At 63.7% G+C, this 23,547-nt stretch carries 21 protein-coding genes; 17 read left to right on the top strand and 4 right to left on the bottom strand.

The window, feature by feature from the left end; all coding sequences use genetic code 11:
- Nucleotides 1–6 precede the first annotated feature (6 nt).
- Nucleotides 7–765: a 2,3-dihydro-2,3-dihydroxybenzoate dehydrogenase gene (gene dhbA / locus ACSJLU_RS16080; RefSeq protein WP_025303452.1), complete on the top strand. Its 759-nt coding sequence runs from the start codon at nt 7–9 to the stop codon at nt 763–765.
- 1 nt (nt 766) lies between these two features.
- On the opposite strand, the gene rarD is transcribed toward dhbA, so the two are convergent.
- The gene (gene rarD, locus ACSJLU_RS16075; protein WP_099817421.1) at nt 767–1,645 is read right to left on the bottom strand and encodes an EamA family transporter RarD; all 879 of its coding nucleotides are present in this window, start codon (nt 1,643–1,645) and stop codon (nt 767–769) included.
- 139 nt (nt 1,646–1,784) lie between these two features.
- On the opposite strand from rarD, the gene alkB reads away from it, so the two are divergent.
- Nucleotides 1,785–2,432 carry a DNA oxidative demethylase AlkB gene (gene alkB, locus ACSJLU_RS16070; protein WP_099817435.1) on the top strand — a complete coding sequence of 216 codons (648 nt, stop codon included), beginning with the start codon at nt 1,785–1,787 and terminating at the stop codon, nt 2,430–2,432.
- On the opposite strand, the gene ACSJLU_RS16065 is transcribed toward alkB, so the two are convergent.
- On the bottom strand, nt 2,415–3,350 hold the full coding sequence (locus ACSJLU_RS16065) for a LysR family transcriptional regulator (RefSeq protein ID WP_342096436.1): 936 nt from the start codon (nt 3,348–3,350) through the stop codon (nt 2,415–2,417). The two genes, alkB and ACSJLU_RS16065, sit on opposite strands and share 18 nt — an antisense overlap.
- An 85-nt stretch (nt 3,351–3,435) precedes the next feature.
- Here ACSJLU_RS16065 and ACSJLU_RS16060 point away from each other — a divergent pair, with 85 nt between their 5' ends.
- Nucleotides 3,436–4,065, top strand: coding sequence for an alanyl-tRNA editing protein (locus tag ACSJLU_RS16060; RefSeq protein WP_342096435.1), 630 nt, complete (start codon nt 3,436–3,438; stop codon nt 4,063–4,065).
- A 15-nt stretch (nt 4,066–4,080) separates the two neighbouring features.
- On the opposite strand, the gene ACSJLU_RS16055 is transcribed toward ACSJLU_RS16060, so the two are convergent.
- Nucleotides 4,081–4,323 (bottom strand): hypothetical protein, encoded by a 243-nt coding sequence (locus tag ACSJLU_RS16055; RefSeq protein WP_025303447.1) that lies wholly within the window; start codon nt 4,321–4,323, stop codon nt 4,081–4,083.
- Nucleotides 4,324–4,564: 241 nt separating this feature from the next.
- Here ACSJLU_RS16055 and ACSJLU_RS16050 point away from each other — a divergent pair, with 241 nt between their 5' ends.
- The 6 genes from ACSJLU_RS16050 to ACSJLU_RS16025 are packed head-to-tail and all read left to right on the top strand — an operon-like array spanning nt 4,565 to nt 11,769.
- Nucleotides 4,565–6,124, top strand: coding sequence for a TIGR04028 family ABC transporter substrate-binding protein (locus ACSJLU_RS16050; protein ID WP_235211384.1), 1,560 nt, complete (start codon nt 4,565–4,567; stop codon nt 6,122–6,124).
- Between the two features lie 9 nt (nt 6,125–6,133).
- Nucleotides 6,134–7,078 carry an ABC transporter permease gene (locus ACSJLU_RS16045; RefSeq protein WP_049208728.1) on the top strand — a complete coding sequence of 315 codons (945 nt, stop codon included), beginning with the start codon at nt 6,134–6,136 and terminating at the stop codon, nt 7,076–7,078.
- Nucleotides 7,075–7,965 carry an ABC transporter permease gene (locus ACSJLU_RS16040; RefSeq protein ID WP_043143166.1) on the top strand — a complete coding sequence of 297 codons (891 nt, stop codon included), beginning with the start codon at nt 7,075–7,077 and terminating at the stop codon, nt 7,963–7,965. The genes ACSJLU_RS16045 and ACSJLU_RS16040 overlap by 4 nt, the downstream gene beginning before the upstream one ends.
- The gene (locus tag ACSJLU_RS16035; RefSeq protein WP_049295943.1) at nt 7,962–9,620 is read left to right on the top strand and encodes a dipeptide ABC transporter ATP-binding protein; all 1,659 of its coding nucleotides are present in this window, start codon (nt 7,962–7,964) and stop codon (nt 9,618–9,620) included. The genes ACSJLU_RS16040 and ACSJLU_RS16035 overlap by 4 nt, the downstream gene beginning before the upstream one ends.
- Complete coding sequence (locus ACSJLU_RS16030) at nt 9,617–10,660, top strand: putative FMN-dependent luciferase-like monooxygenase (protein WP_342096434.1); 1,044 nt, start codon at nt 9,617–9,619, stop codon at nt 10,658–10,660. The genes ACSJLU_RS16035 and ACSJLU_RS16030 overlap by 4 nt, the downstream gene beginning before the upstream one ends.
- Nucleotides 10,657–11,769, top strand: a complete 1,113-nt coding sequence (locus tag ACSJLU_RS16025) for an alkylhydroperoxidase domain protein (RefSeq protein WP_197759387.1) — start codon at nt 10,657–10,659, stop codon at nt 11,767–11,769. The genes ACSJLU_RS16030 and ACSJLU_RS16025 overlap by 4 nt, the downstream gene beginning before the upstream one ends.
- An 84-nt stretch (nt 11,770–11,853) precedes the next feature.
- Here ACSJLU_RS16025 and ACSJLU_RS16020 read toward each other — a convergent pair whose 3' ends face one another.
- Entirely contained in the window at nt 11,854–13,767 is a 1,914-nt protein-coding gene (locus ACSJLU_RS16020; RefSeq protein WP_141998458.1) for an aliphatic sulfonate ABC transporter substrate-binding protein, read from the bottom strand.
- 277 nt (nt 13,768–14,044) lie between these two features.
- On the opposite strand from ACSJLU_RS16020, the gene ssuD reads away from it, so the two are divergent.
- The 8 genes from ssuD (at nt 14,045) to ACSJLU_RS15980 (ending at nt 23,545) form a co-directional block, all read left to right on the top strand.
- Nucleotides 14,045–15,217, top strand: a complete 1,173-nt coding sequence (ssuD, locus tag ACSJLU_RS16015) for an FMNH2-dependent alkanesulfonate monooxygenase (protein WP_439041011.1) — start codon at nt 14,045–14,047, stop codon at nt 15,215–15,217.
- Nucleotides 15,217–16,596 carry an FAD/NAD(P)-binding protein gene (locus tag ACSJLU_RS16010; RefSeq protein ID WP_142590241.1) on the top strand — a complete coding sequence of 460 codons (1,380 nt, stop codon included), beginning with the start codon at nt 15,217–15,219 and terminating at the stop codon, nt 16,594–16,596. The genes ssuD and ACSJLU_RS16010 overlap by 1 nt, the downstream gene beginning before the upstream one ends.
- An 84-nt stretch (nt 16,597–16,680) precedes the next feature.
- On the top strand, nt 16,681–18,087 hold the full coding sequence (locus ACSJLU_RS16005) for an LLM class flavin-dependent oxidoreductase (protein WP_025303423.1): 1,407 nt from the start codon (nt 16,681–16,683) through the stop codon (nt 18,085–18,087).
- 7 nt (nt 18,088–18,094) lie between these two features.
- Nucleotides 18,095–19,114, top strand: coding sequence for a methionine ABC transporter ATP-binding protein (locus tag ACSJLU_RS16000; RefSeq protein ID WP_060447879.1), 1,020 nt, complete (start codon nt 18,095–18,097; stop codon nt 19,112–19,114).
- Nucleotides 19,111–19,815, top strand: coding sequence for a methionine ABC transporter permease (locus ACSJLU_RS15995; RefSeq protein ID WP_016927110.1), 705 nt, complete (start codon nt 19,111–19,113; stop codon nt 19,813–19,815). The genes ACSJLU_RS16000 and ACSJLU_RS15995 overlap by 4 nt, the downstream gene beginning before the upstream one ends.
- A gap of 2 nt (nt 19,816–19,817) precedes the next feature.
- Nucleotides 19,818–20,693, top strand: coding sequence for a MetQ/NlpA family ABC transporter substrate-binding protein (locus tag ACSJLU_RS15990; RefSeq protein WP_049295938.1), 876 nt, complete (start codon nt 19,818–19,820; stop codon nt 20,691–20,693).
- A 183-nt stretch (nt 20,694–20,876) separates the two neighbouring features.
- Nucleotides 20,877–22,310, top strand: coding sequence for an MFS transporter (locus ACSJLU_RS15985; protein WP_334671238.1), 1,434 nt, complete (start codon nt 20,877–20,879; stop codon nt 22,308–22,310).
- Between the two features lie 17 nt (nt 22,311–22,327).
- The gene (locus ACSJLU_RS15980; RefSeq protein ID WP_380824699.1) at nt 22,328–23,545 is read left to right on the top strand and encodes an acyl-CoA dehydrogenase family protein; all 1,218 of its coding nucleotides are present in this window, start codon (nt 22,328–22,330) and stop codon (nt 23,543–23,545) included.
- The last annotated feature ends 2 nt before the right edge of the window (nt 23,546–23,547 follow it).

Genomic DNA, 23,547 nt, shown 5'->3' with positions numbered 1-23,547 from the left:
GCGCGCATGAGCATTCAGATGGATTTCACCGGCAAACGCGTGTGGGTGACCGGCGCGGCGCGCGGCATCGGCGAGCAGATCGCCCGGCATTTTTTGACGCAGGGCGCCGAGGTGGTGGGGTTTGACCGCGAGTTCGCCAACCCGGATTTGCCTTACCCTTGCGTGACGCTGGACATCAGCCGGCCGGAGCAGGTGGAGGCGGTGTGCCGCCAACAGCTGGCGGAGAACCCGCAACTGGACGTGTTGGTCAACGCCGCCGGCATTCTGCGCATGGGCAATACCGAAGATCTGAGCGTGGACGACTGGCATCAGTGCATCAACGTCAATGCCTCGGGGGCGTTTTACCTGTTCCGCGCCGTGCTGCCGCACTTTAAGGCGCAGCGCAGCGGGGCGATCGTCAGCATCGGCTCCAACGCCGCGCACGTACCGCGCGCGCAGATGGCGGCCTACTGCGCCTCCAAGGCGGCGCTGACTAGCCTGAACCACTGCGTGGGGCTGGAAATGGCGCCGTTCGGCGTGCGGTGCAATCTGGTGTCGCCGGGCTCGACCGACACGCCGATGCAGCGCGGCATGTGGCAGACCGACGATGCGCAGCAACGCACCATCGCCGGCTTCCCCGAGATGTTCAAGCTGGGGATCCCGCTGGGCAAAATCGCCCGTCCGGACGAGATCGCCAACGCGGTGTTGTTCCTGGCCTCCGACCTGGCCAGCCACATCACCATGCAGGACATCGTGATCGACGGCGGCGCGACGCTGGCCGCCTGAGTCAGACCCGCTGGCGGCGCAGCAGGTGCTGCGCGCCTTCCGCCGCCAGCAGCAGCACCGCCAGCCAGATCGCCAGATAGGTTGGCCATTCGCTTTGGCTGATGCTCTCGCCGAGCAGCAGCGCGACGATCACCAGCAGCACCGGCTCCACATAGCTCAGCAGGCCGAACAGGCTGAACGGCAGCAGGCGGCTGGCGATGATGTAACACACCAGCGCCACGGCGCTGATGACGCCGAGCAGCGGAATGCGCCAATACAGCTCGGCATTGATCGACAGCGCCGCCGCGCCGCCGTCGCCGAAGGCGAACCAGGCCGCCGCCGGCAGCATCAGCGCCAGTTCGCACCACAGCCCGCCGAGATTGTCGGTGCCGAAACGCCGCCGCAAAATAAAGTAGAGCGGATAGCCCAGCGCCACCACCAGCGTCGGCCATGAGACGCCGCCCGCCTGATACAGCTCATTGCCTACCCCCACCATGGCGCACGCCACCGCCAGCGTTTGCAGCAGCGACAGCCGATCGCGGTAGATCAAACGGCCCGCCAGCACCATGGTCAGCGGCAGCAGAAAATAGCCGAGCGATACGTCGAGCGCCTTGCCGTGCAGTGGCGCCCACAGGAACAGCCACAGCTGCACCCCCAGCAGCGCCGAGGTGAGCAGGAGGCCCAGCAGGCGCTGCGGCCGTTGGCCGATCCAGGCCAGCGTGTCGCCCACTTTGCGCCAATCGCCGGACAGCGCCATGAACAGCGTCAGGAACGGCAGCGTCAGCAGCGTGCGCCAGCCGTAGACCTGCTCGCCGTTCAGCGGGGTGAGGGTAGAGGTGAAGTAATACATCGCGCCGAACAAGATGGAGGCGACGACCGAAAGAGTAATACCCTTAATCACACGCATTCCTGGTGAGTGATTGATTTTATGGCGGCTACTGTAGAGAAATTTGTCGCCAACGACAATGGCGTTGCCGGGCGCTGGACAATCGGCGGCGGCGGGTTACAATGACTACTGTGTATTCATACAGGGCATGGCGATGACAATCGATCTTTTTGAAGACGCGCTGCCGCCGCCGTGGCGCGAAGAGATCGCCCCCGGCGCGGTGGTGATGCACGGTTTTGTGCGCGATCACGGGCCGGAACTGCTGGCGGCGGTGCAGGGCGTGGTGGCCCAGGTGCCGTGGCAGCACTTGACCACGCCCGGCGGGCACGTGATGTCGGTGGCGATGAGCTGGTGCGGCAACGGCTGGACCAGCGACAGCCGCGGCTACCGCTATTCGGAACGCGATGCACGCAGCGGCAAACGCTGGCCGCCGATCCCGCCGATCCTGATGGCGCTGGCGGACGAAGCCGCGCAGCAGGCGGGCTTTGGCCCCTTCGTGCCGGATTCCTGTTTGATGAACCGTTACGATCCGGGCAGCAAGCTGTCGCTGCATCAGGATAAAGACGAACACGACTTCGGTGCGCCGATCGTCTCGGTGTCGCTCGGGCTGCCGGCGGTATTTCAGTTCGGCGGGCTGCAACGCAGCGACCGGGCGCGGCGCATCCCATTGGCGCACGGCGACGTGGTGGTGTGGGGCGGCCCATCGCGGCTCTGTTTTCACGGCATTTTGCCGGTCAAAGAAGGCTACCACTCGCTGGTGGGGCCGCACCGCATCAACATCACGCTACGCAAGGCGCTTTAGCTGCGGCTCCTGCGCCAGGCCGGCGACGAGATAGTCGATAAACACCCGCAGTTTGGGCGGCAGATACTGGTTGGGCGCGTAAAGCAACCACAGGCCGCCGTGATAGCTGCTGAGGAAATCCCATTCCGGCAACACCTGCACGATCTCGCCGTCGTCGAGCGCCTGGCGAGCGGTAAAATACGGCAGGCTGCCGATGCCGATATGCCGTTTCACCGCGTCCAGCCGCACGCCGGTGTGGTTGGCGGCGTAGCGGCCGCGCACGTTGACCGTCACCGTTTTGCCGCTGCGGCGGAATTTCCATTGCGCGTCGCTCGGCGTTTCTCCCAGATAGATGCAGCTGTGCGCCGCTAGATCGTGCGGGTGCTGCGGTGTGCCGTGCTGCGCCAGGTAGTGCGGCGTGGCGCACAGCAGATGGTCTATTCTCATCAACTGGCGGCCGATCAACCCGGGCGACGGGCGATCGGTAATGCGCAGCGCCAGATCCACCCGATCGTCGATCAGATCCATATAACGATCTTCCAGCCGCAGCCTCACGTCCACCTTCGGATAACGCCGCAGGAACGCCGGCATGTGCGGATGCAGGACGAAACGGCCTACCGCCTTGGGCACGCTGACGCTGACCAGCCCTTCGGGCTCTGCGGCGCCGCGCCCGCCGATCGCCATCACCGCGTCGGCCGCCGCTAGCAGGGTGCGGCAGTGCGCAAACGCCTCTTCGCCGCTTTCGCTCAGCCGCAGTTTACGGGTGGTGCGATGCAGCAGCTGCAGCGCCAGCGCCTGTTCGAGCTTCGCCACGCTGCGGCTGACGGCGGAAGGTGAAGCGCCCAGTTTGCGGGCGGCGGCGGAAAAGCTGCCGCTCTCCACGACCTGGACGAAAACGGCCATTTCGGCCAACAGCGCGTAAGAAAGATTTGTGCTCATGACGCAAAGGTCCATTGTGATGGCGACGGATTATGCTTCGATTATGACATGAATATAATGGCTCTTCGAACCGAGGAGAAAAATGATGACCGAGCGACGTTATTACTACAGCGACGATTTACAGGGCCAGGCGCAGGTATTGAGCTGTGAGCCGGCCGAGGCGGGCGCTTACGCCGTGGAACTGGACGCCACGCTGTTTCACCCGCAGGGCGGCGGGCAGCCGGCCGACGTGGGAGCGTTGAATGGCGTCGCCGTGTTGCGGGTGCAGCAGCAGGGGGATAGGGTGTTGCACTATACCGCGGCGCCGCTGCCGATCGGGCCGGTCAATATGCAGGTCGACGAAGCGCAACGCCGGCTGCACGCCCGCTGGCACTCCGGCGGCCATCTGATCGGCTGGCTGGGGGAAACCCGCGGTTGGCGGCCGATGAAAGCGCATCATTGGCCGGGAGAAGGGCGCATCACGTTCACGCCGGGGCCGGATGCACAGACGATAGAAGCGGACTTTTTGCAGGCGGAGCTGACGCGCTTGATTGCTGCCGATTTACCGCGCCGCCAGCAGGCGGTGGACGGTTTGCGCCAGATCGGTTTCGGCGAGCTGCCCGCCTACGGCTGTGGCGGCACCCATGTCGCCGCGCTGGGCGAGGTGGGCGCGATCGCGATCACCGGCATAAAGATGAAGAAAGGGCAGTTGAATGTGCAGTATGAGCTGGGTTGAATAAGGGAGAGCGGCTCAACGCCCGGCCTGCCGCAGCTGGGTGCAGAATGCGCATTGACATCCCGCTACCGGCACTGCCGCGCAGCTGCCGATGTTCACCGGCTGGGCGTCCATGGCGTGAAAGCCGTAAAACAGATTTTCGATGTTTTGTTCCGCCGCGCGCGCCTGTTCCGGGCGCGGTTCGGGCACTTTTGACTGAAACGCCGCGGCCTTGCCGGCCAACAGGCTGAGAAACAGCAGCGACAGCTGGATTTTCATCGTCGTCTTCCTTTGGCTGAGATTTTGATACTTTATAACAAAATGCATTCGCCGCCAAGCGACGCGTCTTGTGCGATTTACACCATTGGTTAGCGAAATTAGTTCGTTCAATTCCCCGCCGATTTGGTTTGTTATCTAACCCATAACTTTCAGAAATAATATGGGTGCGGCGCGAATGTTTAAGTTTTCTTTCAAGGTATTAACCGGTGGAATAGCGGTGGCGTTAGGAGGGGCGGCGGCGATGAGCCCGGCGTTGGCGGCGGTGCAGGGCGGCACGCTGATCTACCTCGAACAGCAGGCGCACACCAATCTTTATCCGCCTTCCGGTGGGTTTTACCCCAACGGCGGTATTCTCAATCAGATCACCGATAAGCTGACTTACCAGAACCCCAAGACGCTGGAAATTGAACCCTGGATCGCCGAGTCCTGGAGCAGCAACGCCGACAAAACCGAATATACCTTCAAGCTGCGCCCCGGCGTGACTTTCTCCGACGGCACGCCACTGGACGCCAACGCGGTGGCGAAGAACTTCGACACCTACGGGCTGGGCAACAAGGAGAAACGCCTGCCGGTTTCCGAGGTAATCAATAACTACCAGCGCAGCGAAGTGGTGGATCCGCTGACGGTTAAATTCTACTTCACGCGGTCGTCGCCGGGTTTCCTGCAGGGCACCGCCACTATTGGCTCCGGGCTGGTATCGCTCGGCACGTTGAACCGCAGCTACGACGAACTGGGCGATGCGCGCCATATCATCGGTTCCGGTCCGTTTGTGGTCAGCGGCGAAAAGCTGGGGCGTGAGGTCGAGCTCAGCGCCCGCAAGGATTATGACTGGGGGCCGGCCAAATCGCCCCAACAAGGGCGAGCCAATCTGGACGGCATCAAGGTGATCGTCACCGGTGAGGACAGCGTGCGCATCGGTGCGCTGCAGGCCGGGCAGGCGGATTTTATCCGCCAGATCCAGGCCTATGACGAGAAGCAAACGCAGGATCAGGGCTTTATCATTTATGCCGCACCGACGCGCGGCGTCAACGACAGCATCGCTTTCCGGCCGGATAATCCGCTGGTGGCCGATCTGCGCGTGCGTCAGGCGCTGCTGCATGCCACCGACAGCAAACAGATCGTCGATACGCTGTTCTCCGCCAACTACCCGCAGGCCAAATCGGTGATTGCCTCCTCGGCCGCCGGCTTTGTCGATCTGTCCGACAAGCTGAAATTTGACCCGCAGCAGGCTAACCGGCTGTTGGATGAAGCGGGTTGGAAAAAGGGCGGCGACGGGCTGCGGGAAAAGGACGGCAAGAAGCTGGTGCTGACGGTGTATGAATCGTTGCCGCAGCCGCAGAACAAGGCGGTGTTGCAGCTGGTTTCTCAGCAGTGGGGGAAGGTCGGCGCGCGGCTGAACATTCTGGCGGGCGACGCCGGCAGCCGGGTGGCGGATAATCTCGACCCACAGAAAACCCCGGCGACGGTGGTGGAGGTGGGGCGCGCCGATCCGGACGTGATCAAAAGTCAGTTTTATCCAACCAATCGCGATGGGCTGCTGCAGAAGGGCGGTACCAGCAGCAACAGCAATTTTAGCGATGACAAGCTGAACGCCCTGCTGCTCGGCATTGCCTCCGAGGTTGACGCGCAAAAGCGCCTGCAGACAGCCGGTGAGGCGCAAAACTACCTGATTGACCAGGCCTACGTGATCCCGTTTTTTGAGGAGCCGCAGGTGTTCGCCGGCGCGCCTTATTTGAAGGGGGTGAGCTTCGAAGCGGTCGGCCGCCCGAGCTTCTACGGCGCCTGGTTAGAGAAACATTAAGGGGGCGCAATGAAGCGATATCTGGCGGGGCGCATCGGGCAGGCGGCATTGGTGCTGTGGGCGGCCTTTACCCTGTCGTTCCTCCTGCTGCAGGTGCTGCCGGGCGATGCGATCCTGATCAAATTCCAGAACCCGGACATGGGGCTGAGCCCGGCGCAGATCGCCGACATGCGCGCGGCCTATGGCGCGGATGTCCCCTTGTGGCGGCAGTATCTGCATACCCTGGGCAGCGTGCTGCATGGCGATTTGGGCTTCTCAATGCAGGCCGGGGTGCCGGTTACCGCGCTGCTGGCGGCTAATCTGCCCGCCACGCTGCAGTTGGCGGTACTGGGCTTTGCGGTGGCGTTGCTGCTGGCGCTGATTATCGCTTTTGCTTCCAACCTGACCGGCTTCGGCTGGCTGCGTTCGGCGCTGCAGATGCTGCCGTCGCTGTTCGTTTCAGTGCCTACCTTCTGGCTGGGCATTGTGCTGATTCAGCTCTTTTCGTTCCGCCTGAAGCTGATCCCGATCATTAACCCCGGCGAGTGGCAGGGGTTGATTTTGCCGATCGCGACGCTGGCGCTGCCGATCTCTGCGCCGTTGGCGCAAATTCTGATCCGCAGCATCGATGCGGTGCAAACCCAGCCGTTCGTCGCGGTAGCGCGGGCCAAGGGCGCCAGCCGCAGCGGGGTGCTATGGCGGCATGTGGCGCGCAACGCCATGCTGCCGGCGCTGACCATCGCCGGCATGCTGTTCGGCGAACTGATCGCCGGGGCGCTGATCACCGAAACCGTGTTTGGCCGCAGCGGCCTGGGGCAATTGACCCAGCAAGCGGTGGTCAACCAGGACGTGGCGGTGCTGCAGGCGATAGTGCTGATCTCGGCCACCGCTTTCGTCATCATCAATTTGCTGGTGGATCTGCTGTTCCCACTGCTGGATCCGCGGCTGAAAACCCAGGCAGGAGCATCCCTATGAGCAGTATCTCCTTTGAAAAAGCCACGGTTCCTGAGCGCGATCTGTCCGGCGCTGAAAGTGAAGGCGCGCTGCCCGCCAGTCGTCCAAGCCGCCGCCGTGTCCCCCTGACGCTTTTGCTGGCCTGGGCGGTCATTGCGCTGGTGGTGCTGTGGGCGTTGGCGCCGCAGCTGTTTACCGCCTACAGCGGCACCGAAGGCATTGCCGGCGCGCAGCGGCTGGCGCCCGGCGGTGACCATTGGCTTGGCACCGATCAGCTGGGACGCGACCTGTATGCGCGCATGGTGTACGGCGCGTCGCAAACCCTGGCCGGCGCGGTAGTGGCGGTGGCGCTGGGGTTGGTGTTCGGCACCGCGCTCGGCCTGATCGCCGGTGCGTTGGGCGGCGTGGCGGACGACGCGGTGATGCGCGTCGTCGATGTGCTGTTGTCGATCCCCGGCCTGCTGCTGTCGCTGAGCATTATCATCCTGCTTGGTTTCGGTACGGTCAACGCCGCCATCGCGGTGGGTGTCACTTCAGTTGCCAACTTTGCCCGTCTGGCACGGGCGGAAGTGGTGCGAGTGCGGCACAGCGATTACGTTGAAGCGGCCTACGGCAGCGGCGGTAGCTTTTGGGCGGTGCTGTGGCGGCATATCCTGCCGAACTCGCTGACTTCGGTGATCGCCTTCTCGGCGCTGCAGTTCGGCAGCGCGATCCTGGCGATCGCCACCCTGAGTTTCCTCGGTTACGGCACTCCGCCGCCAACCCCGGAATGGGGGCTGCTGATCGCCGAAGGGCGTAACTACATTTCCACCGCCTGGTGGCTGACCACCTTCCCGGGCATTGTGGTGGTGGCGGTGGTGTTGGCGGCTAACCACATCAGCCGTTCGCTGGGAGGAAAAGCGCGATGAGCATGCAAGCGGCATGGCAACGGGCGGCGCGGCCGCCGGTACTGGCGCTGGACAAGGTTTCCATCGCCTATGAGGGCAACGAAGGCAGGCGAAGGGTGGTGCATGAGGTGTCGTTCACGATTGAGCCGGGCGAGGTGGTGGCGCTGGTTGGCGAATCCGGTTCCGGCAAAACCACCACGGCGCAGGCGATCATCGGCTTGCTGGCCGACAACGGCCACCTTGAACAGGGCACCATCCGGCTGCACGGTACCGATATCGCCGGCTGGTCATCGCGGCGGCTGGATGCGGTGAGAGGGGCGCAAATCAGCCTGATCCCGCAAGATCCCGCCAGCTCGCTCAACCCGGTAAAAACCATCGGCGAGCAGGTGGCGGAGATCGTCAATATTCACCGCCGGTTGCCGCGCGCGCAGGTACAACAGCGGGTGACGGAACTGTTGACTCGCGTCGGGCTGACGCACCCGGAACTGCGGGCGCGCCAGTTTCCGCATCAACTTTCCGGCGGCATGAAGCAGCGGGTATTGATCGCCATCGCTATTGCGCTGCAGCCGGCGTTGATCATTGCCGACGAACCGAGCAGCGCGCTGGACGTGACGGTGCAAAAACGCATTCTCGATCTGATCGACGAGCTGCGGCGCGAATTTGGCACTGCAGTGTTGCTGGTGACGCACGATTTGGGCGTGGCGGCGGAACGCGCCGATCGACTGCTGGTGTTCCGCCACGGCCGGGTGCAGGAACAGGGGGCTACCGCGGAGGTGCTGCGCGCGCCTGCCAGCGCATACACCCGCAAACTGTTTGCCGATGTGCCTTCATTGAGCGGCGCCGTTGCGCCGCCGCCGAAACGCAGCGGGCAGCCGCCGGCGATCGTGGTTCAGGCGCTGGTGAAGGATTTTCGGCTGTCCGGCGGCCAGGGGTTCCGCGCGCTGGATAGTGTGTCGTTTAGCGTGCCGCGCGGCACCACCCATGCGTTGGTAGGAGAGTCCGGGTCGGGCAAAAGCACGCTGGCGCGTTGCCTGCTGGGCTTCGAGCGGCCGGATGCCGGGCAGATCCTGATCGACGGCGTCAACGTTATCGGTCTCAGGGGCGAAGCGCTGCGTCAGTTTCGGCAGCGCATTCAGCTGGTTTATCAGAATCCGTTCAGCTCGCTCGATCCCAAACAGACTCTCTATCGGGTGATTGAAGAACCGCTGCTGAATTTCGCGCCGATCGGCAAACCGGAGCGCGATCGGCGGGTGCGTGAGCTGTTCGAACGGGTTGCGCTGCCGCCCGATTTGCTGAACCGCAGGCCGCACGAGTTGTCCGGCGGCCAGCGTCAGCGGGTGGCGATTGCCCGCGCGCTGGTGCTGCAACCGCGAATATTGGTATTGGATGAGGCCACGTCGGCGCTCGACGTCACGGTGCAGGCGCAGATCCTGCATTTGTTGCAAGAGTTGCAGCAGGAGCGGGACCTGACCTACCTGTTTATTTCTCACGATCTGGCGACGGTGCGGCGGATTTCGCACAGCGTTTCGGTATTGCACCGCGGTGAACGGGTGGACGGCGGCGCCACCGCCGAGCTGTTCGCCATGCCGGGGAGCGATTACACCCGTCAATTGATCGCCGCCATTCCCGGCCGCGCATCGCATGCCGGACAGCCAAAATTTGAGGAGGCGATATGAGCGGAAAAAGACTCGGTTTCTTCACCCGATTGCTGGATCAGGGCAGCGCGCAGGAGCGCTACCGGCTGGCGATCGAACAGATCGTGCACGCCGAACGAGCCGGGTTCGACACCGCTTGGGTGGCGCAGCACCACTTTCATGCTGATGAGGGCGGTCTGCCATCACCGCTGGTGTTTTTGGCGCAGGCGGCGGCACGCACCCGCCGTATCCGGCTGGGCACCGGGGTGATCACGTTGCCGATGGAGTCGGCGCTGCGGGTGGCGGAAGACACTGCGGTGCTGGATCTGTTGTCCGACGGCAGACTGGAGGTGGGCGTGGCCGGCGGCGGCACGCCGTCTTCTTTCGCCGCTTTCGGTCTCGACGCCGGTCAGCGCAACACGGCATTCGCCGAGAATTTGCGCACGTTGCTGAGTGCCTGGCGCGCAGAGGCGTTGGGCGGCGAAGACAACCGGCTGTACCCGGCGGCGCCGCAGCTGGCGCAACGTGTCTGGCAGGCCACGTTCTCGGTGGAAGGGGGGGGACGGGCCGGCCGCGCCGGTGACGGCCTGATGCTGTCGCGCACGCAGCCGCGCCCCGCGGACGCGCCTGACCTGCCGCTGGACGAACTGCAGAATCCGATCATTGACGCTTATCTGGCGGCGCTGCCGCCAGGGGTGGCACCGCGCATCATGGGGTCGCGCACCGCGTTTGTCAGCGAGAACGGCCAGCAGGCGCGCGACTTCGCCACGGCCGGGTTGAGCCGTGGGCTGGAGCGTATGCGCGCCAGCGGCCACCGGTTGGCCGATACGTCGCTCGACGGCCTGATCCGCGCTTTCGACGTGCACTTGGGCACGCCAGATCAGGTGATAGCCTCGTTACAACGGGACAGCGCGCTGGCGCGCGTCACCGATCTGGCGTTTCAGGTGCACTCTATCGATCCACCGCACGCCCATATTCTGCGTTCTATCGATCTTATCGCCCGCCACGTGGCCCCTGAACTGGGCTGGCAGCGCGGCACGCCTGCCGCTGCTTATGAATATCACGTTGAGGAAAAGCTATGACGACATTATCGCACCAGGTCGATCTGCTGGCCGAACTGGCCGAGATTGCGCCGGATTCCACGCTGGCGCAGGCCAGAGCCACCCGTCAGGCGGCGACCGATGCCGTTCAGTCCAGCTATCTGGCGCTGTTTGCGCCTGCGGACGCCGGCGATTTTCCGCTGGCGCAGCGGCTGCGCTTGGCTCAGCGCATCAGTGAATGGCACGGCGAGCCGCGCTTGGCCGCGCACTACGCTGCTCTGCTGGAACGTCAGGGCGACGCGCCGGAAGACGAGCGGCTGCCGGTGGCGTTGGCGCATGCAGAACGTTTGGCGTTTCAACCGGCCAACGCCAACGCCCAGCACTTGCAGGCGCTGCGGCAGGCCGGCTGGTCGCTGGACGCCATCGTCACATTGTCGCAGTTAATCGCCTTTGTCAGTTTCCAAAGCCGCTTGCTGCGGGGCTACCGGCTGTTGGGCGGCAAGACGGACGACGCTGCGGCGCATCAGCCGGTAACGGCCGGCCGCTGGCGTACGGAGCGCACGACGCGAGGCGGCCGTCACGCGCCGCCGGCGTTTACCCGGCAAGAACTGGGGTGGGAGCCGTGGATCGCCGCCAAACCGTTGGTGGAATTCGATGACGCCGGCCGGGCGTTGCTAGAGCGGTTTGGCCACGCCGATTCCGATTACTTCCGCCTGTTGGCGCGCAACCATCCGGTGCTGGAACAACGCACGCTGGCGGACCGGGCGATTTTTTATACCTCCGGCGGGTTGGCGCGGCAGGATCGCGAGCTGGCGGCAACGGTCGCCAGCAAGGTGAACGGCTGCATCTACTGCGCCTCGGTGCATGCGCGCAAGGCGGCGCAGCTGTCGAAGCGCGAAGCCGAGATAGATCGGTTGCTGGCGGTGGCGCCGGGCGGCGCGTTGAGCCAGGGGCAGGATGACGCCTGGCAAGCGCAGATAACCTTTGCCGCCGCACTATCCGCAACGCCGCCGCAGGCCGACGCCGGGCAGCTGGCGGCGTTGCGCGCTCAGGGCCTGGATGAGCTGGCGCTGTTGGATTTGGTGCAGGCGACGGCGTTTTTTGCCTGGGCCAACCGGTTGATGTTGACGCTGGGCGAACCTTATCTCTGATCCCTGCCATCTTTCAGGTGGCGGCATTGTCGGCTGCAACCTGGAATCCACCGGACATCTGGCGTTGGCGCTTTCGGCAGGGGATCACATCAGCCAAACCGCCTCGCGCACGGCGATCGCTCTGGGCAGCAGCCCGAGGGCGTAGAAGCGGTCGGCGATGCTTTGCTGCTGGCGGATCACCTGTAAATCCATGGCGCGAACCTCGTGGCTGCGGCGCGACAGCGCGAGTTCCAGTGAGGCGCTCGCCAGCCCCAGTTCGTTGGAAAGGTGACGAGCGGCTTCTCTCGGCTGCGCGGCGATGTAGCGGCCGGTGTGCTGCAGCGCCTGCATCAGCGGCCGCAACAGATCGTCCGAACGCTCGGCGAAGCCGCGGCGCGCCAGGTAGAATTGCTGATTGAGCACCCGCTGGGTGCCGTCGGCGAGCACGCGCAGTTCCCCGTTGCGCTGCGCGTCGCTGAGCAGCGGATCCCACATCATCCAGGCGTCTACCGCCTGCAGGTCGGTCGCCGACAGCGGATACTTCGGCGGCGCGTAGACGATACGCACGTCGTTCAACGTCAATCCCTGTTCGTCCAGCATCTGCAACAATAAATAGTGCACGTTGGAGCCTTTGTTGAGCGCGATGCGTTTGCCGCGCAGATCGGCGGCGCTGCGTATTGGGCTGTCTTGCGGCACCACCATCGCCACGCTCTGCGGCGCAGGCGGCTCAAAACCGACGTACACCAGCGCATTGCCCTGTGCCTGGGCGAAGATCGGCGGCACTTCGCCGGTGGTGCCGAAGTCTATCTCATCGCCGTCGAGCGCGTGCAGCAGCTGCGGCCCGGCGGGAAACTCGCTCCACAACACGCTGATGCGCTGTGTGGCGAAGAGCTGTTCCAGGCTTTGCCGCGCCTTGAGCACCCCGAGGTTGCCGAACTTTTGATAGCCGATGCGCAGTTCGCGTTCGGGCAGAGACGCTGCGGCGATGGCCGGTGAATGTGCGGGTGCGCCGGCGCTGCGACGGCGCGGTTTGATCAGACCAAGATGTGCCAAATGGGTGCGCAGGGTATTGCGGCTGACGCCAAGCAACGACGCCGCTTGCAGCTGGTTGCCGCCGCTGCTTTCGAAGGCGTTGCGCACCAGCGCATCCAGCACCCGTTGGTAAAGCTGTGCGCTGTCGCCTTGCAACTGCCGCTGCACAAAGCGGTCGATGGCGTCGTCACTGCTGCCGTCGTTATCCGTCAGGCGATGGGTGAGCTGCAGTTGCTGCGGTGCGATCGCCCCCTCCTGGCTCAGCAAGACCGCATTATGTAGCGTGTTCTCCAGCTCGCGCACGTTGCCAGGCCAAGGGTAGTCCAGCAGCGCCTGCTGCGCTTCCGCCGTCAACCGCGGCAGTGGCCGTTCCAGACGGCGGGCGTACAGCGCAAGAAAATGTCTGGCCAGCACCGGAATATCCTCCGGCCGCTGGCGCAAGGGCGGTAAAGTCACCGCCGCCACGTTCAGGCGGTAATAGAGATCTTCACGGAACCGCCGTTGGCGAATCGCGCCGGCCAGATCGACGTGGGTGGCGGCGATGACCCGCACATCGATCTTCAGCGGTTTGCGCGAACCGACGCGGGTGATCTCCCGTTCCTGCAGCACGCGCAGCAGCTTGACCTGCAGCGACAGGTTCAACTCGCCGATCTCGTCCAGCAGCAGGGTGCCGCCTTCCGCCGCTTCGAACCAGCCCTGATGAGTGCCGACGGCGCCGGTGAAGGCGCCTTTCTCATGGCCGAACAGTTCGGCTTCCGCCAGGCTTTCCGTCAGCGCGCCGCAGTTGACCGCCAGGAAAGGTTGATGGCGGCGCGCGCTGTGGTGGTGCAGATAGCGCGCCACCACTTCTTTGCCGGTGCCGGTTTCACCGACGATCAGCACGGTGGCGTCGGTGGGAGCCAGCCGATCGAGCACGCTTTGCAGAGCGAGCGACGCCGGATCGATCAGCACCGGCTTGTCGGCGGCGAACGGTTGGGGATCGTACATGGGCGTCTCCTGTCTACGACGATGGGAAAAAAATCTTATCCCAGCCAATGGGCAGCCGCGAGAGGATAAAAGGCGCACGGTGCTGCATTGGCAACAGCTTTCCGCCGCTGCCTGCTGCCAATGCAGCAGTGTTTTGACGTCGATATTTCATCAATATATTGATATTTATTGGTTTTTTAAAATCTGCAATGTGGCATGCATCCTGCTTTTCTTTTTATAACCAAGCAAAGTCTTTCTATCGATAAATACTGAAAATAGTTATATAGGAAAGGCATAAATGACTGAGTCAGTGAAAGAGCGCATCAACGTTTTCTGGTTTCTGCCGACCCACGGCGACGGCCGCTATCTGGGCACGGCGCAGGGCGGGCGCCCGGTGGACCTGCCTTATTTGCAGCAGGTGGCGCTGGCTGCCGACAACCTCGGCTATTACGGCGTGCTGATCCCAACCGGTAAAAGCTGCGAGGATTCCTGGCTGGTGGCGGCGGCGCTGGCGCCGATCACCCGCCGGTTGCGCTACCTGGTGGCGGTGCGCCCCGGCCTGCAGCCGCCGAGCCTGGCGGCGCGCATGGCGGCGACGCTGGATCGGCTGTCGGACGGACGCCTGCTGATCAACGTGGTGACCGGCGGCGATCCGGTGGAAAACAAAGGGGATGGCATCTTCCTCAGCCATGCCGAACGTTACGAAGTGACACAGGAATTTCTCACGGTGTATCAACGGCTGCTGCAAGGGGAGAAGGTGGATTTCAGCGGTAAGCATATTCGCGTCGAAGGCGCCGAATTGCTGTTCCCGCCGGTGCAGGAAAACGGCCCGCCGCTCTATTTCGGCGGCTCATCGCCGGAAGCGATCGACATCGCCGCTGGGCAGATCGACACCTACCTGACCTGGGGCGAACCGCTGGCTCAGGTGGCGGAAAAGCTGGCGGCGGTGCGCCAGCGCGCCGAGCGGCAGGGGCGTAAACTCAGCTATGGCATTCGCCTACACGTTATCGTGCGCGAAACTGAAGACGAAGCCTGGGCGGCGGCCGAGCGACTGATCGCGCATCTGGATGACGACACCATCGCGGCGGCGCAGCAGATCTTTGCGCGCATGGACTCCACCGGCCAGCGCCGCATGAGCGAACTGCACGGCGGCTCGCGCGAGAGTCTGCGCATCGGCCCCAACCTGTGGGCCGGCGTCGGCCTGGTGCGCGGTGGCGCTGGCACCGCATTGGTGGGCAATCCGCAGCAGGTGGCGGCGCGCATACGCGAGTATCAGGCGCTGGGCATCGACAATTTCATCCTTTCCGGCTATCCGCATCTGGAAGAGGCTCACCGCTTCGCCGAGCTGGTGATGCCGCTGCTGTCGCTGGCGCAGTCGGCTCATCAGACGGCTCGCACGATCAATACCGGCCCGTTTGGCGAAACCATCGGCGGCGATCGTCGTCCCGGCCCGGCGCAGCGGGAGGGCTGATGGCGAAGCGTGCCCATATTATCGTTATCGGCGGCGGTTTCACCGGCGCGGCGCTGGCGATCCAGCTGGCGCACGGAGCGGTGGATGTCACGGTGATCGAACCGCGCGCCGCGCCGGGCTATGGCGTGGCGTATTCGACCACCGAGCCGACCCACCGCATCAACGTCCCGGCCGATAGGATGCAGCTGGCGGATGAGCCCGCGGGGGATTTTGACCGCTGGTTCCGTCAGGGCGGCGGGCTGACGGCCGATCCGCAGGCGTTATGGCGCGACGGTAAGGCCTATCCGCAGCGCGGCGCCTTCGGCCGCTATGTCGAGGAACGTTTTCATCAGGCGGCGCAGTCGGGCCAGGCCCGCTTGCGGCACCTGCGCGATCGGGCGCAGTACCTGCAGCCGCAGGCGCAGGGCGCGTCCGTCATCACCGCCGGCGGCGAACGGCTGTGGGGCGATTATGTGGTGTTGGCGACCAGCCATCCGCCGCCCGCGCTGCCGCGGCAGATCGCCCCGGAACTGGCGCGCGACGCGCGGTTAATCGCCAATCCCTGGGCGGAGGGGGCGCTGGATGAGATTGAACCCGATGAATCATTGGCGATCGTCGGCAGCGGGCTGACGATGGCCGATGCGGTGGCGGCGTTGCACCGCCGCGGGCATCGTGGGCCGATTACCGCGTTCTCTCGTCATGGTTTGTTGCCGCGTGCCAATGCCGAAGGGGAGTACCCGACGTGGTCGTTTACCCCGCCATCCGGACTGTGTGACGGGGTGCGGCAGGTGCGCCTTGAAGTGGCGCGCGCCGCTGGGCAACGGGTGCCGTGGCAGGCGGTGTTGGACGAGGTGCGCGCCCAGGGCCAGCGTCTGTGGCAAGCATTGACGCCGACCGAACAGCAGCGCTTTCTGCGGCATCTGCGCGCCTATTGGGACGTGCACCGCTATCGCATTGCGCCGCAGGTGAGCACGTTGCTGGCGGAGCAACAGGCGGCGGGCACGCTGCAGGTATTGGCCGCTCGTTTGCGGCGGGCAGAACCCACGCCGCAGGGCGTGCGTTTGACGATTCTGCCGCGCCAGGGCGCAGAGCGGGCGCTGCAGGCGCAGCGGCTGCTGATCGCTACGGGTCCGGCCCATGCCGGCCTGATCGCCGCCAGCCCGTTGCTCAGCTCGCTGGCGGAGCAGGGGGCGCTGCGCGCCGATCCGCTGGGATTGGGGCTGTGGGTCAATGCCGACAGCCAGGCGATCGGCGGCGACGGCCTTGCCAACCCGCGCCTGCTGGTGGCCGGCCCGGCGGCGCGTGGCCGCTTCGGCGAACTGATGGGGCTGCCGCAGGTGGCGGAACACGCCCAAAGCGTCGCGCAATATCTGCTGGCGCGATGTCCGGCTGCAAACTGATCGTCCATTCCCGTTTTTAACACCCTAAGACCCCCCATCCGGCCCGGCTCCGCCCGTGGCCGGCAGATAATTGTGGAGCTCGCTATGTCATCGCAACGTGAAATTCGTCTTAACGCTTTTGATATGAACTGCGTCGGCCATCAGTCGCCGGGGCTGTGGGCGCACCCGCGCGACCGTTCCTGGCAGTATAAGGATCTCGAATATTGGACCGATCTGGCGCGCCTGCTGGAACGCGGCAAGTTCGATGGATTGTTTATCGCCGACGTGCTGGGGATTTACGACGTGCTTAACGGCAGCGGCGACGCGGCGATCCGCCAGGCGACGCAGGTGCCGGTTAACGATCCGCTGGCGCTGGTGACGCCGATGGCGCTGGTTACCGAACATCTCGGCTTCGGGTTGACCGCCTCGCTGTCATTTGAGCACCCTTATCCTTTCGCCCGCAGATTGTCGACGCTTGATCACCTGACCAAGGGGCGTATCGGTTGGAATATCGTCACTTCTTACCTGGAGAGCGGCGCGCGCAATATTGGCCACCGGGCGCAGACCGATCACGATGCGCGCTACGACTACGCCGATGAATACCTACAGGTGGTTTACAAGCTGCTGGAGGGCAGTTGGGAAGACGGCGCGATTTTGCGCGATCGTCAGCGGCGCATCTTCAGCGATCCGGCGAAAATTCATCCGATCAACCACAAAGGCGAGTTCTTCCAGGTGCCGGGCATTCACCTGAGCGAGCCTTCGCCGCAGCGCACGCCAGTGTTGTATCAGGCCGGCGCTTCCAGCCGTGGCAAGCAATTTGCCGCGGAGCACGCCGAATGCGTGTTTGTCGCCTCTCCTTCGAAAACCTTGCTGAAAAAAACCGTGGCCGATATCCGCCGCCGCGCCGCCGAGGCCGGGCGCGACCCGCGCAGCATCCTGATCTTCAACCTGCAGACGGTGATCGTCGGTGAAACTGACCGGCAGGCGCAGGAAAAATGGCGGGAATACAAATCCTATACCAGCTACGAAGGCGCGCTGGCGCTGGTGTCCGGCTGGACCGGCATCGATTTCGGTCAGTATCAGCCGGATCAGGTGCTGAAGCATCTGCACACCAATGCCATTCAGTCGGCGGTGGAAACTTTCTCCAGCGCCGATCCCAGCCGTGAATGGACCGTACAGGGCATCGCCGAATGGGTCGGCATCGGCGGTTTCGGCCCGCTGTTGGTGGGCGGCCCGCAAACCGTGGCCGACGAACTGCAGGCGTGGGTGGAGGAAACGGATGTTGACGGTTTCAATTTGGCCTACGCCGTTACCCATGAAACCTTCACCGACGTGGTGGAACTGCTTATCCCCGAGCTGCAAAAACGCGGAGTGTATAAGCGCGACTACACAGCGGGCACTCTGCGAGAAAAATTGTTCAATCAGGGGCCGCGCCTGGCAGAGCCGCACCCGGCGGTGGGCTACCGCTGGCCGGCCGGCGCGCTCTTGGCCGATGCACTGAGCGTCAAGTGAGGATGCGATGATAGAGATTGAAGGATTGCACAAGGCTTACCGCGCGCCGGACGGGCGACGGATTGAGGTGCTGAAGGGCGTTTCGCTGCAGGTGCCGGCCGGATCGATTACCGCCGTGGTCGGCCCCAGCGGGGCGGGCAAATCGACGCTGGCGAAATGCATCAGCCTGCTGGAGCGGCCGAGCAGCGGCAGTATCCGGGTGAACGGCCAGGACTTGTCGCGGCTTGCGGGCGAGGCGCTGCGCAGGGAGCGGCGGGCGATAGGCACGGTGTTCCAGTCTTCCGCGCTGCTGCAGCGTAAAACCGCCTGGCAGAATGTGGCGCTGCCGTTGACCTATCTGGGCGTGGTGCCGCGCGATATCGACAAGCGGGTAAAGAGCCTGCTGGCAGCGGTAGGGTTGGCGGACAAGGCGGCGTTTTACCCGGCTCAGCTGTCCGGCGGCCAGCGCCAAAGGGTCGGCATCGCCCGCGCGCTGGCGCTGAATCCGTCGGTGCTGCTGGCGGATGAGGCCACCTCCGGGCTGGATCCGGACGCCACCGGGGCCATTCTCAGCCTGCTTAAACAGCTGCGCGATCGGTATGGCCTGTCGATCATCCTGATCACCCACGAGATGGATGCGGTGCGCGACGCCGCCGACGCGGTGGCCGAGATCCGCGACGGCGTGATTGTGCAGCAAGGGCCGGTGCGCGAGCTGTTGGCGGCGCCCGATTCCTCGCTGGGCCGCCAGCTGTTCCCGCTGAAGACGCTGGCGTCTGACGCCGCGTTGCGGCTGCAGGTGACCTATTCCGCCCGTCAGCCGGCGGCCACCGACTGGATCAGCCGCATCAGCCGCCAACTCGACCTGCAGATCGATCTGCTGGGCGGCCACGTTGAAGTGGTGGGCGGCAGCCTGGCCGGGCGGTTGGAGATTGCGGTGCGTTTTGGCGGCGGTTCGCATTCGGTGGCTGAACTGCAGGGCGAGCTGCGGCGGTTGGGCATTCTCGCCGAGGTGCTGGAACAGCCGGCGGTCTTGCAGGAGGCGGTATGAAAAATCTGTCTGACAGCGTGATGAGCCAGGACACACCCTGGCGCGAGATCCATCGGTTGATGCTGCCGGCCTACGGCGAAACCTGGCTGATGGTCGGCATCGTGATGCTGTTTGTGGTGGCGATCGGCGGCGCCGTCGGCGTGGTGTTGTTCAACACCTCATCGCGCGGCTTGTTTCCGCGCCCGGCGCTGAATCGCGCGCTGAGCTGGTTGGTGAACATGGGCCGTTCGCTGCCGTTTCTGGTGCTGATGGCGGCGATTATTCCGTTCACCTTCTGGTTGACCGGCACCACCATCGGCATTCCGGCGGCGGTGATCCCGATGATCGTCGCCGGCATTCCGTTCTTCGGCCGGCTGGTGGAGAACGCGCTGCGCGAACTGCCGCCGGAGGTGACGGCGGTGGGGCTGGTGTCCGGCGGTTCGATCTGGCAGATAGTCACCCGCGCGCAGCTCAGCGAGGCGCTGCCGGCGATCGTCGCCGCCATCACGCTGAACGTCATCTCGATGATCGAGTATTCGGCCATCGCCGGCACCATTGGCGCGGGCGGCATCGGCTATCTGGCGGTGGTGTACGGTTACCAGCGTTTCGACAATCACATCATGATCGCCACCATTGTGGTGCTGATCGCCACGATTCAACTGATTCAGTTTATTGGTGACCGCCTGGTCGCCGCGTTGCGTCATCATCAGGAAACCTTTTAATCATGCCTAATCACGATTTTGAGATAGTGAAGAAGAAACGCTGGCCGTGGCCGGTGGGTATCGCGGCGGTGGCGATTGTCGCCGCCGCGGTTTGGCACTTCAGCGCCGGCCAGCAGCAGACGGTGCAGTTCGGCAGCACGCTGAAAGTGCACTTTGAGCCGGCGATGGCCGGAGAGCAGCGGGTGATCGAGTACGTCGGCGACCATATCGCGCCGGATTACGGCCTCAGGCTGGAGGCGGTTGGCCTGCAGGATCCGGTGCAGGCCGATCGTGCGGTGGCGCAGGGGCAGTACGCCGCCACGATCTACCAGCACCAATGGTGGCTAAAGCAGGTGGTAGATGCCAATGGTTTTAAGCTGACCCCGACGCTGCCGGTGTTTCAGTGGGCGTTTGGCATTTATTCCGACCGCTATAGGTCGATCGCGGAGTTGCCGGACGGCGCGGAGATCGTGGTGCCCAACGACGGCGCCAATCAGGGGCAGGCGTTGTGGCTGCTGCAGCGCATTGGACTGATCGGGCTGGATCCGGCGATCGAGGCGCGCACCGCCAGGCTGAAAGACATTCGCGAGAACAAACGCCATTTTAACTTCAAGGAGCTGGATTTGCTGACCATGCCGCGCGCGCTGAATTCGGTAGATGCGGCCATTGGCTATGTGTCGCAGTTCGACGCCGGCAAAGTGCCGCGTGAGAAGGGCATCTTGTTCCCACCGGCGCCGAAAACCTTCGCCTCGCAGCTGGTGATTGGCACGCCCTATCTGCAGGACGAAAATATTCGCAAGCTGCAGCGGGCGTTTGCCGATCCCAGGTTGCAGGCGTGGCTGAAAAGCACCGACGACCCGCTGGTGAAAGGCGTGCTGGTGCCGGTCTCGGCAGAATAATCCCCGCCCGAAATGACCGTGATAAAGACCGGATTAACGCGCGTTAATCCGGCGTTTTTGTTACGCTGTAACTGTGTTTAATTTATTGATATTAATGATATTTATAGAAGAAATTGTTGTTTGTCGGCGTAATTTTTTCACCCTATAAACGAGGTGTCACCTGCCAATTACAACGAGGAAGCTATGAGTACCTTAAATATCGATACCGCGCCGCCGTTATCTGCGCCCATCGGCTCGGCCAGCGATGTGGCGCGTTTGATTAACCAGCGCAGCGAGAAAAATACCCATGCGCGCATGATCGTGCTGTTGGCGCTGGGCGGTGTTTTTCTCGATGCCTATGACCTGACCACGCTGTCTTACGGCATCGATGACGTGGTGCGTGAATTCAGCCTCAGCCCGCTGCTGACCGGGGTGGTAACTTCTTCGATCATGGTCGGGACCATTCTCGGCAACCTGGTCGGCGGCTGGTTGACCGATAAGTACGGCCGCTATCAGGTGTTTATGGCCGATATGCTGTTTTTTGTGGTTTCCGCCATCGCCGCCGGGCTGGCGCCCAACGTCTGGGTGCTGATCGGCGCGCGCTTTTTGATGGGGATCGGCGTCGGCATTGATTTGCCGGTGGCGATGGCCTATCTGGCCGAATTCTCCAAATTCACCGGCAAGGCCAACAAGGCGTCGCGCCTGGCGGCCTGGTGCCCGATGTGGTACGCCGCTTCGTCGGTGTGTTTTCTGATCATCTTTGCGCTCTATTTTCTGTTGCCGGCCGAATATGCGAACTGGTTGTGGCGCGCCTCGTTAATTTTCGGCGCCGTGCCGGCGTTGCTCATCATCATGGTGCGCAGCAAGTTTATGAACGAGTCGCCGCTGTGGGCCGCTAACCAGGGCGATCTGAAAGAGGCGGCGCGCATCCTGCGCGAGTCATACGGCATTGCCGCCCATGAGGCGGAACCTGACGCCGCCCAACCGGCGCCGCCGCCGAAGGTCAGCTTCCGCGTGCTGTTCCGCAAGCCGTACCGCGAGCGCACGCTGGTCGCCAGCGTGATGAACGTTTGCATTTCCTTTGAATACACCGCCATCGCCTTCTTTCTGCCGTCGATTCTGGCGCAGTTTCTCGGCGCCGGGGTGTTTGAAACTATCTCCGCTTCGCTCGGGCTGAACGTGCTGTTCGCCTTTACCGGTGGCCTGCTCGGCATGCGTCTGGCATGGAAGTATCCGTCGCGCCAGGTGGCGATCGCCGGATTTGCGCTGCAGTTTATCGCGCTGATTGCCCTGGCGTTGATCGGACATCCGCAGGCGGCGTTCGGCGTTGGGCTGGCGATCCTGATGTTGGGCCTATGGCTGTTCGCCGAAGGATTCGGCCCAGGCGCGCAGATGATGATTTATCCGGCGCTCTCTTACCCGACGGCGATCCGCGCCACCGGCGTCGGTTTCGGCCGTTCGCTGTCCGGTATCGGCAGCGCGCTGGCGCTGTTTATTCTGCCGATTTTGCAGGCGCGCTTCGGCACCGACATGTTTTGGATTGTTTCACTGGCGGCGGCGATCCCCATCGTCTTCCTGCTGATCATTCGCTTTGAACCGACGGCGCACGATATCGACGATCTGGCCGATCGCGCTTAACCACAGAGGACACTGACATGACGCAACACCTGTTATCCACCGGAGCAGACTACGCACAGCTGGCCGCGCGTTTTCGGCCGATCTTCGCCGAAATCGCCGCCGGGGCGGTGGAGCGAGAGCTGTCGCGCACGCTGCCGCATGAACCGATCCGTTGGCTGAAAGAGGCGGGGTTCGGCAGGGTGCGCCTCCCGCGTGAAAAGGGCGGCGACGGCGCTTCGTTGCCGCAGCTGTTCGAACTGCTGGCCGAACTGGCGGAGGCGGACTCTAACCTGCCGCAGGCGCTGCGGGCGCATTTCGCCTTCGTGGAAGATCGGCTGAACGCGCCGGACGGCCCGGAGCGCGATCGCTGGTTCGAACGCTTTCTCGACGGCGAGCTGGTCGGCAGCGGTTGGACCGAGATCGGCGGCGTGAAGCTGGGGCAGGTCAATACCCGGGTAACGCCACAGGCCGACGGCTGGTCGCTCAACGGCGAGAAATTTTACAGCACCGGCAGTCTGTTTGCCGATTGGATCGACGTGTATGCCGAGCGTAGCGACAACGGCGGCCCGGTGATCGCTTTGGTGAACGTCACCCAGCCGGGCGTAGAGCGCGACGACGACTGGGACGGATTTGGCCAACGCACTACCGGCAGCGGCACCACGCGTTTTATTGATGCGCAGGTCGAGCAGGCGCACGTCTACGCCTTTGCCGAGCGCTTCCGTTACCAAACTGCGTTCTATCAGCATGTGTTGCTGGCGACGCTGGCGGGGATCGGCCGCGCGGTGCTGCGAGACGTCGGCGAGGGCGTGAGGCAACGTAAAAGGATCTATAGCCACGGCAACGCCGGTTGGGTGAAGGACGACGTGCAGATCCAGCAGGTGGTGGGGCAAATCAGCGCCTGGGCCTATGCGGTTGAGGCGACGGTGCTAAAAGCGACTTCCTCGCTGCAGCAGGCTTACGAGGCGCATCGATCCGGCGATGAAGCGCTGCTGCAGGCGCTTAACGTGACGGCGGAGCTGGACGCCGCCAGGGCGCAGGTCATCGCCGGGGAGTGGGTGCAGCGCGCCGCCGGTGAATTGTTCAATGCGCTCGGCGCTTCAGATACCCGTACCGGCAAGGCGTTGGATCGCCACTGGCGCAATGCGCGCACGCTCTCTTCACATAATCCGGTGATCTACAAGGCGCGCAATATCGGTGACTGGGAAATTAACCGCCATACGCCGACCTTTATCTGGCAAATCGGCAGTGGCGGTTGAGG

The organism is Serratia bockelmannii, from assembly GCF_051803255.1.
Lineage (GTDB): Bacteria > Pseudomonadota > Gammaproteobacteria > Enterobacterales > Enterobacteriaceae > Serratia > Serratia bockelmannii.
This window is presented reverse-complemented; position numbering and strand designations above follow the sequence as displayed.

Coding starts and splice junctions, on each gene's coding strand:
- dhbA (WP_025303452.1), top strand. CDS start 7: ATGAGCATTCAGATGGATTTCACCGGCAAACGCGTGTGGGTGACCGGC.
- alkB (WP_099817435.1), top strand. CDS start 1,785: ATGACAATCGATCTTTTTGAAGACGCGCTGCCGCCGCCGTGGCGCGAA.
- ACSJLU_RS16065 (WP_342096436.1), bottom strand. CDS start 3,350: ATGAGCACAAATCTTTCTTACGCGCTGTTGGCCGAAATGGCCGTTTTC.
- ACSJLU_RS16060 (WP_342096435.1), top strand. CDS start 3,436: ATGACCGAGCGACGTTATTACTACAGCGACGATTTACAGGGCCAGGCG.
- ACSJLU_RS16055 (WP_025303447.1), bottom strand. CDS start 4,323: ATGAAAATCCAGCTGTCGCTGCTGTTTCTCAGCCTGTTGGCCGGCAAG.
- ACSJLU_RS16050 (WP_235211384.1), top strand. CDS start 4,565: ATGAGCCCGGCGTTGGCGGCGGTGCAGGGCGGCACGCTGATCTACCTC.
- ACSJLU_RS16045 (WP_049208728.1), top strand. CDS start 6,134: ATGAAGCGATATCTGGCGGGGCGCATCGGGCAGGCGGCATTGGTGCTG.
- ACSJLU_RS16040 (WP_043143166.1), top strand. CDS start 7,075: ATGAGCAGTATCTCCTTTGAAAAAGCCACGGTTCCTGAGCGCGATCTG.
- ACSJLU_RS16035 (WP_049295943.1), top strand. CDS start 7,962: ATGAGCATGCAAGCGGCATGGCAACGGGCGGCGCGGCCGCCGGTACTG.
- ACSJLU_RS16030 (WP_342096434.1), top strand. CDS start 9,617: ATGAGCGGAAAAAGACTCGGTTTCTTCACCCGATTGCTGGATCAGGGC.
- ACSJLU_RS16025 (WP_197759387.1), top strand. CDS start 10,657: ATGACGACATTATCGCACCAGGTCGATCTGCTGGCCGAACTGGCCGAG.
- ACSJLU_RS16020 (WP_141998458.1), bottom strand. CDS start 13,767: ATGTACGATCCCCAACCGTTCGCCGCCGACAAGCCGGTGCTGATCGAT.
- ssuD (WP_439041011.1), top strand. CDS start 14,045: ATGACTGAGTCAGTGAAAGAGCGCATCAACGTTTTCTGGTTTCTGCCG.
- ACSJLU_RS16010 (WP_142590241.1), top strand. CDS start 15,217: ATGGCGAAGCGTGCCCATATTATCGTTATCGGCGGCGGTTTCACCGGC.
- ACSJLU_RS16005 (WP_025303423.1), top strand. CDS start 16,681: ATGTCATCGCAACGTGAAATTCGTCTTAACGCTTTTGATATGAACTGC.
- ACSJLU_RS16000 (WP_060447879.1), top strand. CDS start 18,095: ATGATAGAGATTGAAGGATTGCACAAGGCTTACCGCGCGCCGGACGGG.
- ACSJLU_RS15995 (WP_016927110.1), top strand. CDS start 19,111: ATGAAAAATCTGTCTGACAGCGTGATGAGCCAGGACACACCCTGGCGC.
- ACSJLU_RS15990 (WP_049295938.1), top strand. CDS start 19,818: ATGCCTAATCACGATTTTGAGATAGTGAAGAAGAAACGCTGGCCGTGG.
- ACSJLU_RS15985 (WP_334671238.1), top strand. CDS start 20,877: ATGAGTACCTTAAATATCGATACCGCGCCGCCGTTATCTGCGCCCATC.
- ACSJLU_RS15980 (WP_380824699.1), top strand. CDS start 22,328: ATGACGCAACACCTGTTATCCACCGGAGCAGACTACGCACAGCTGGCC.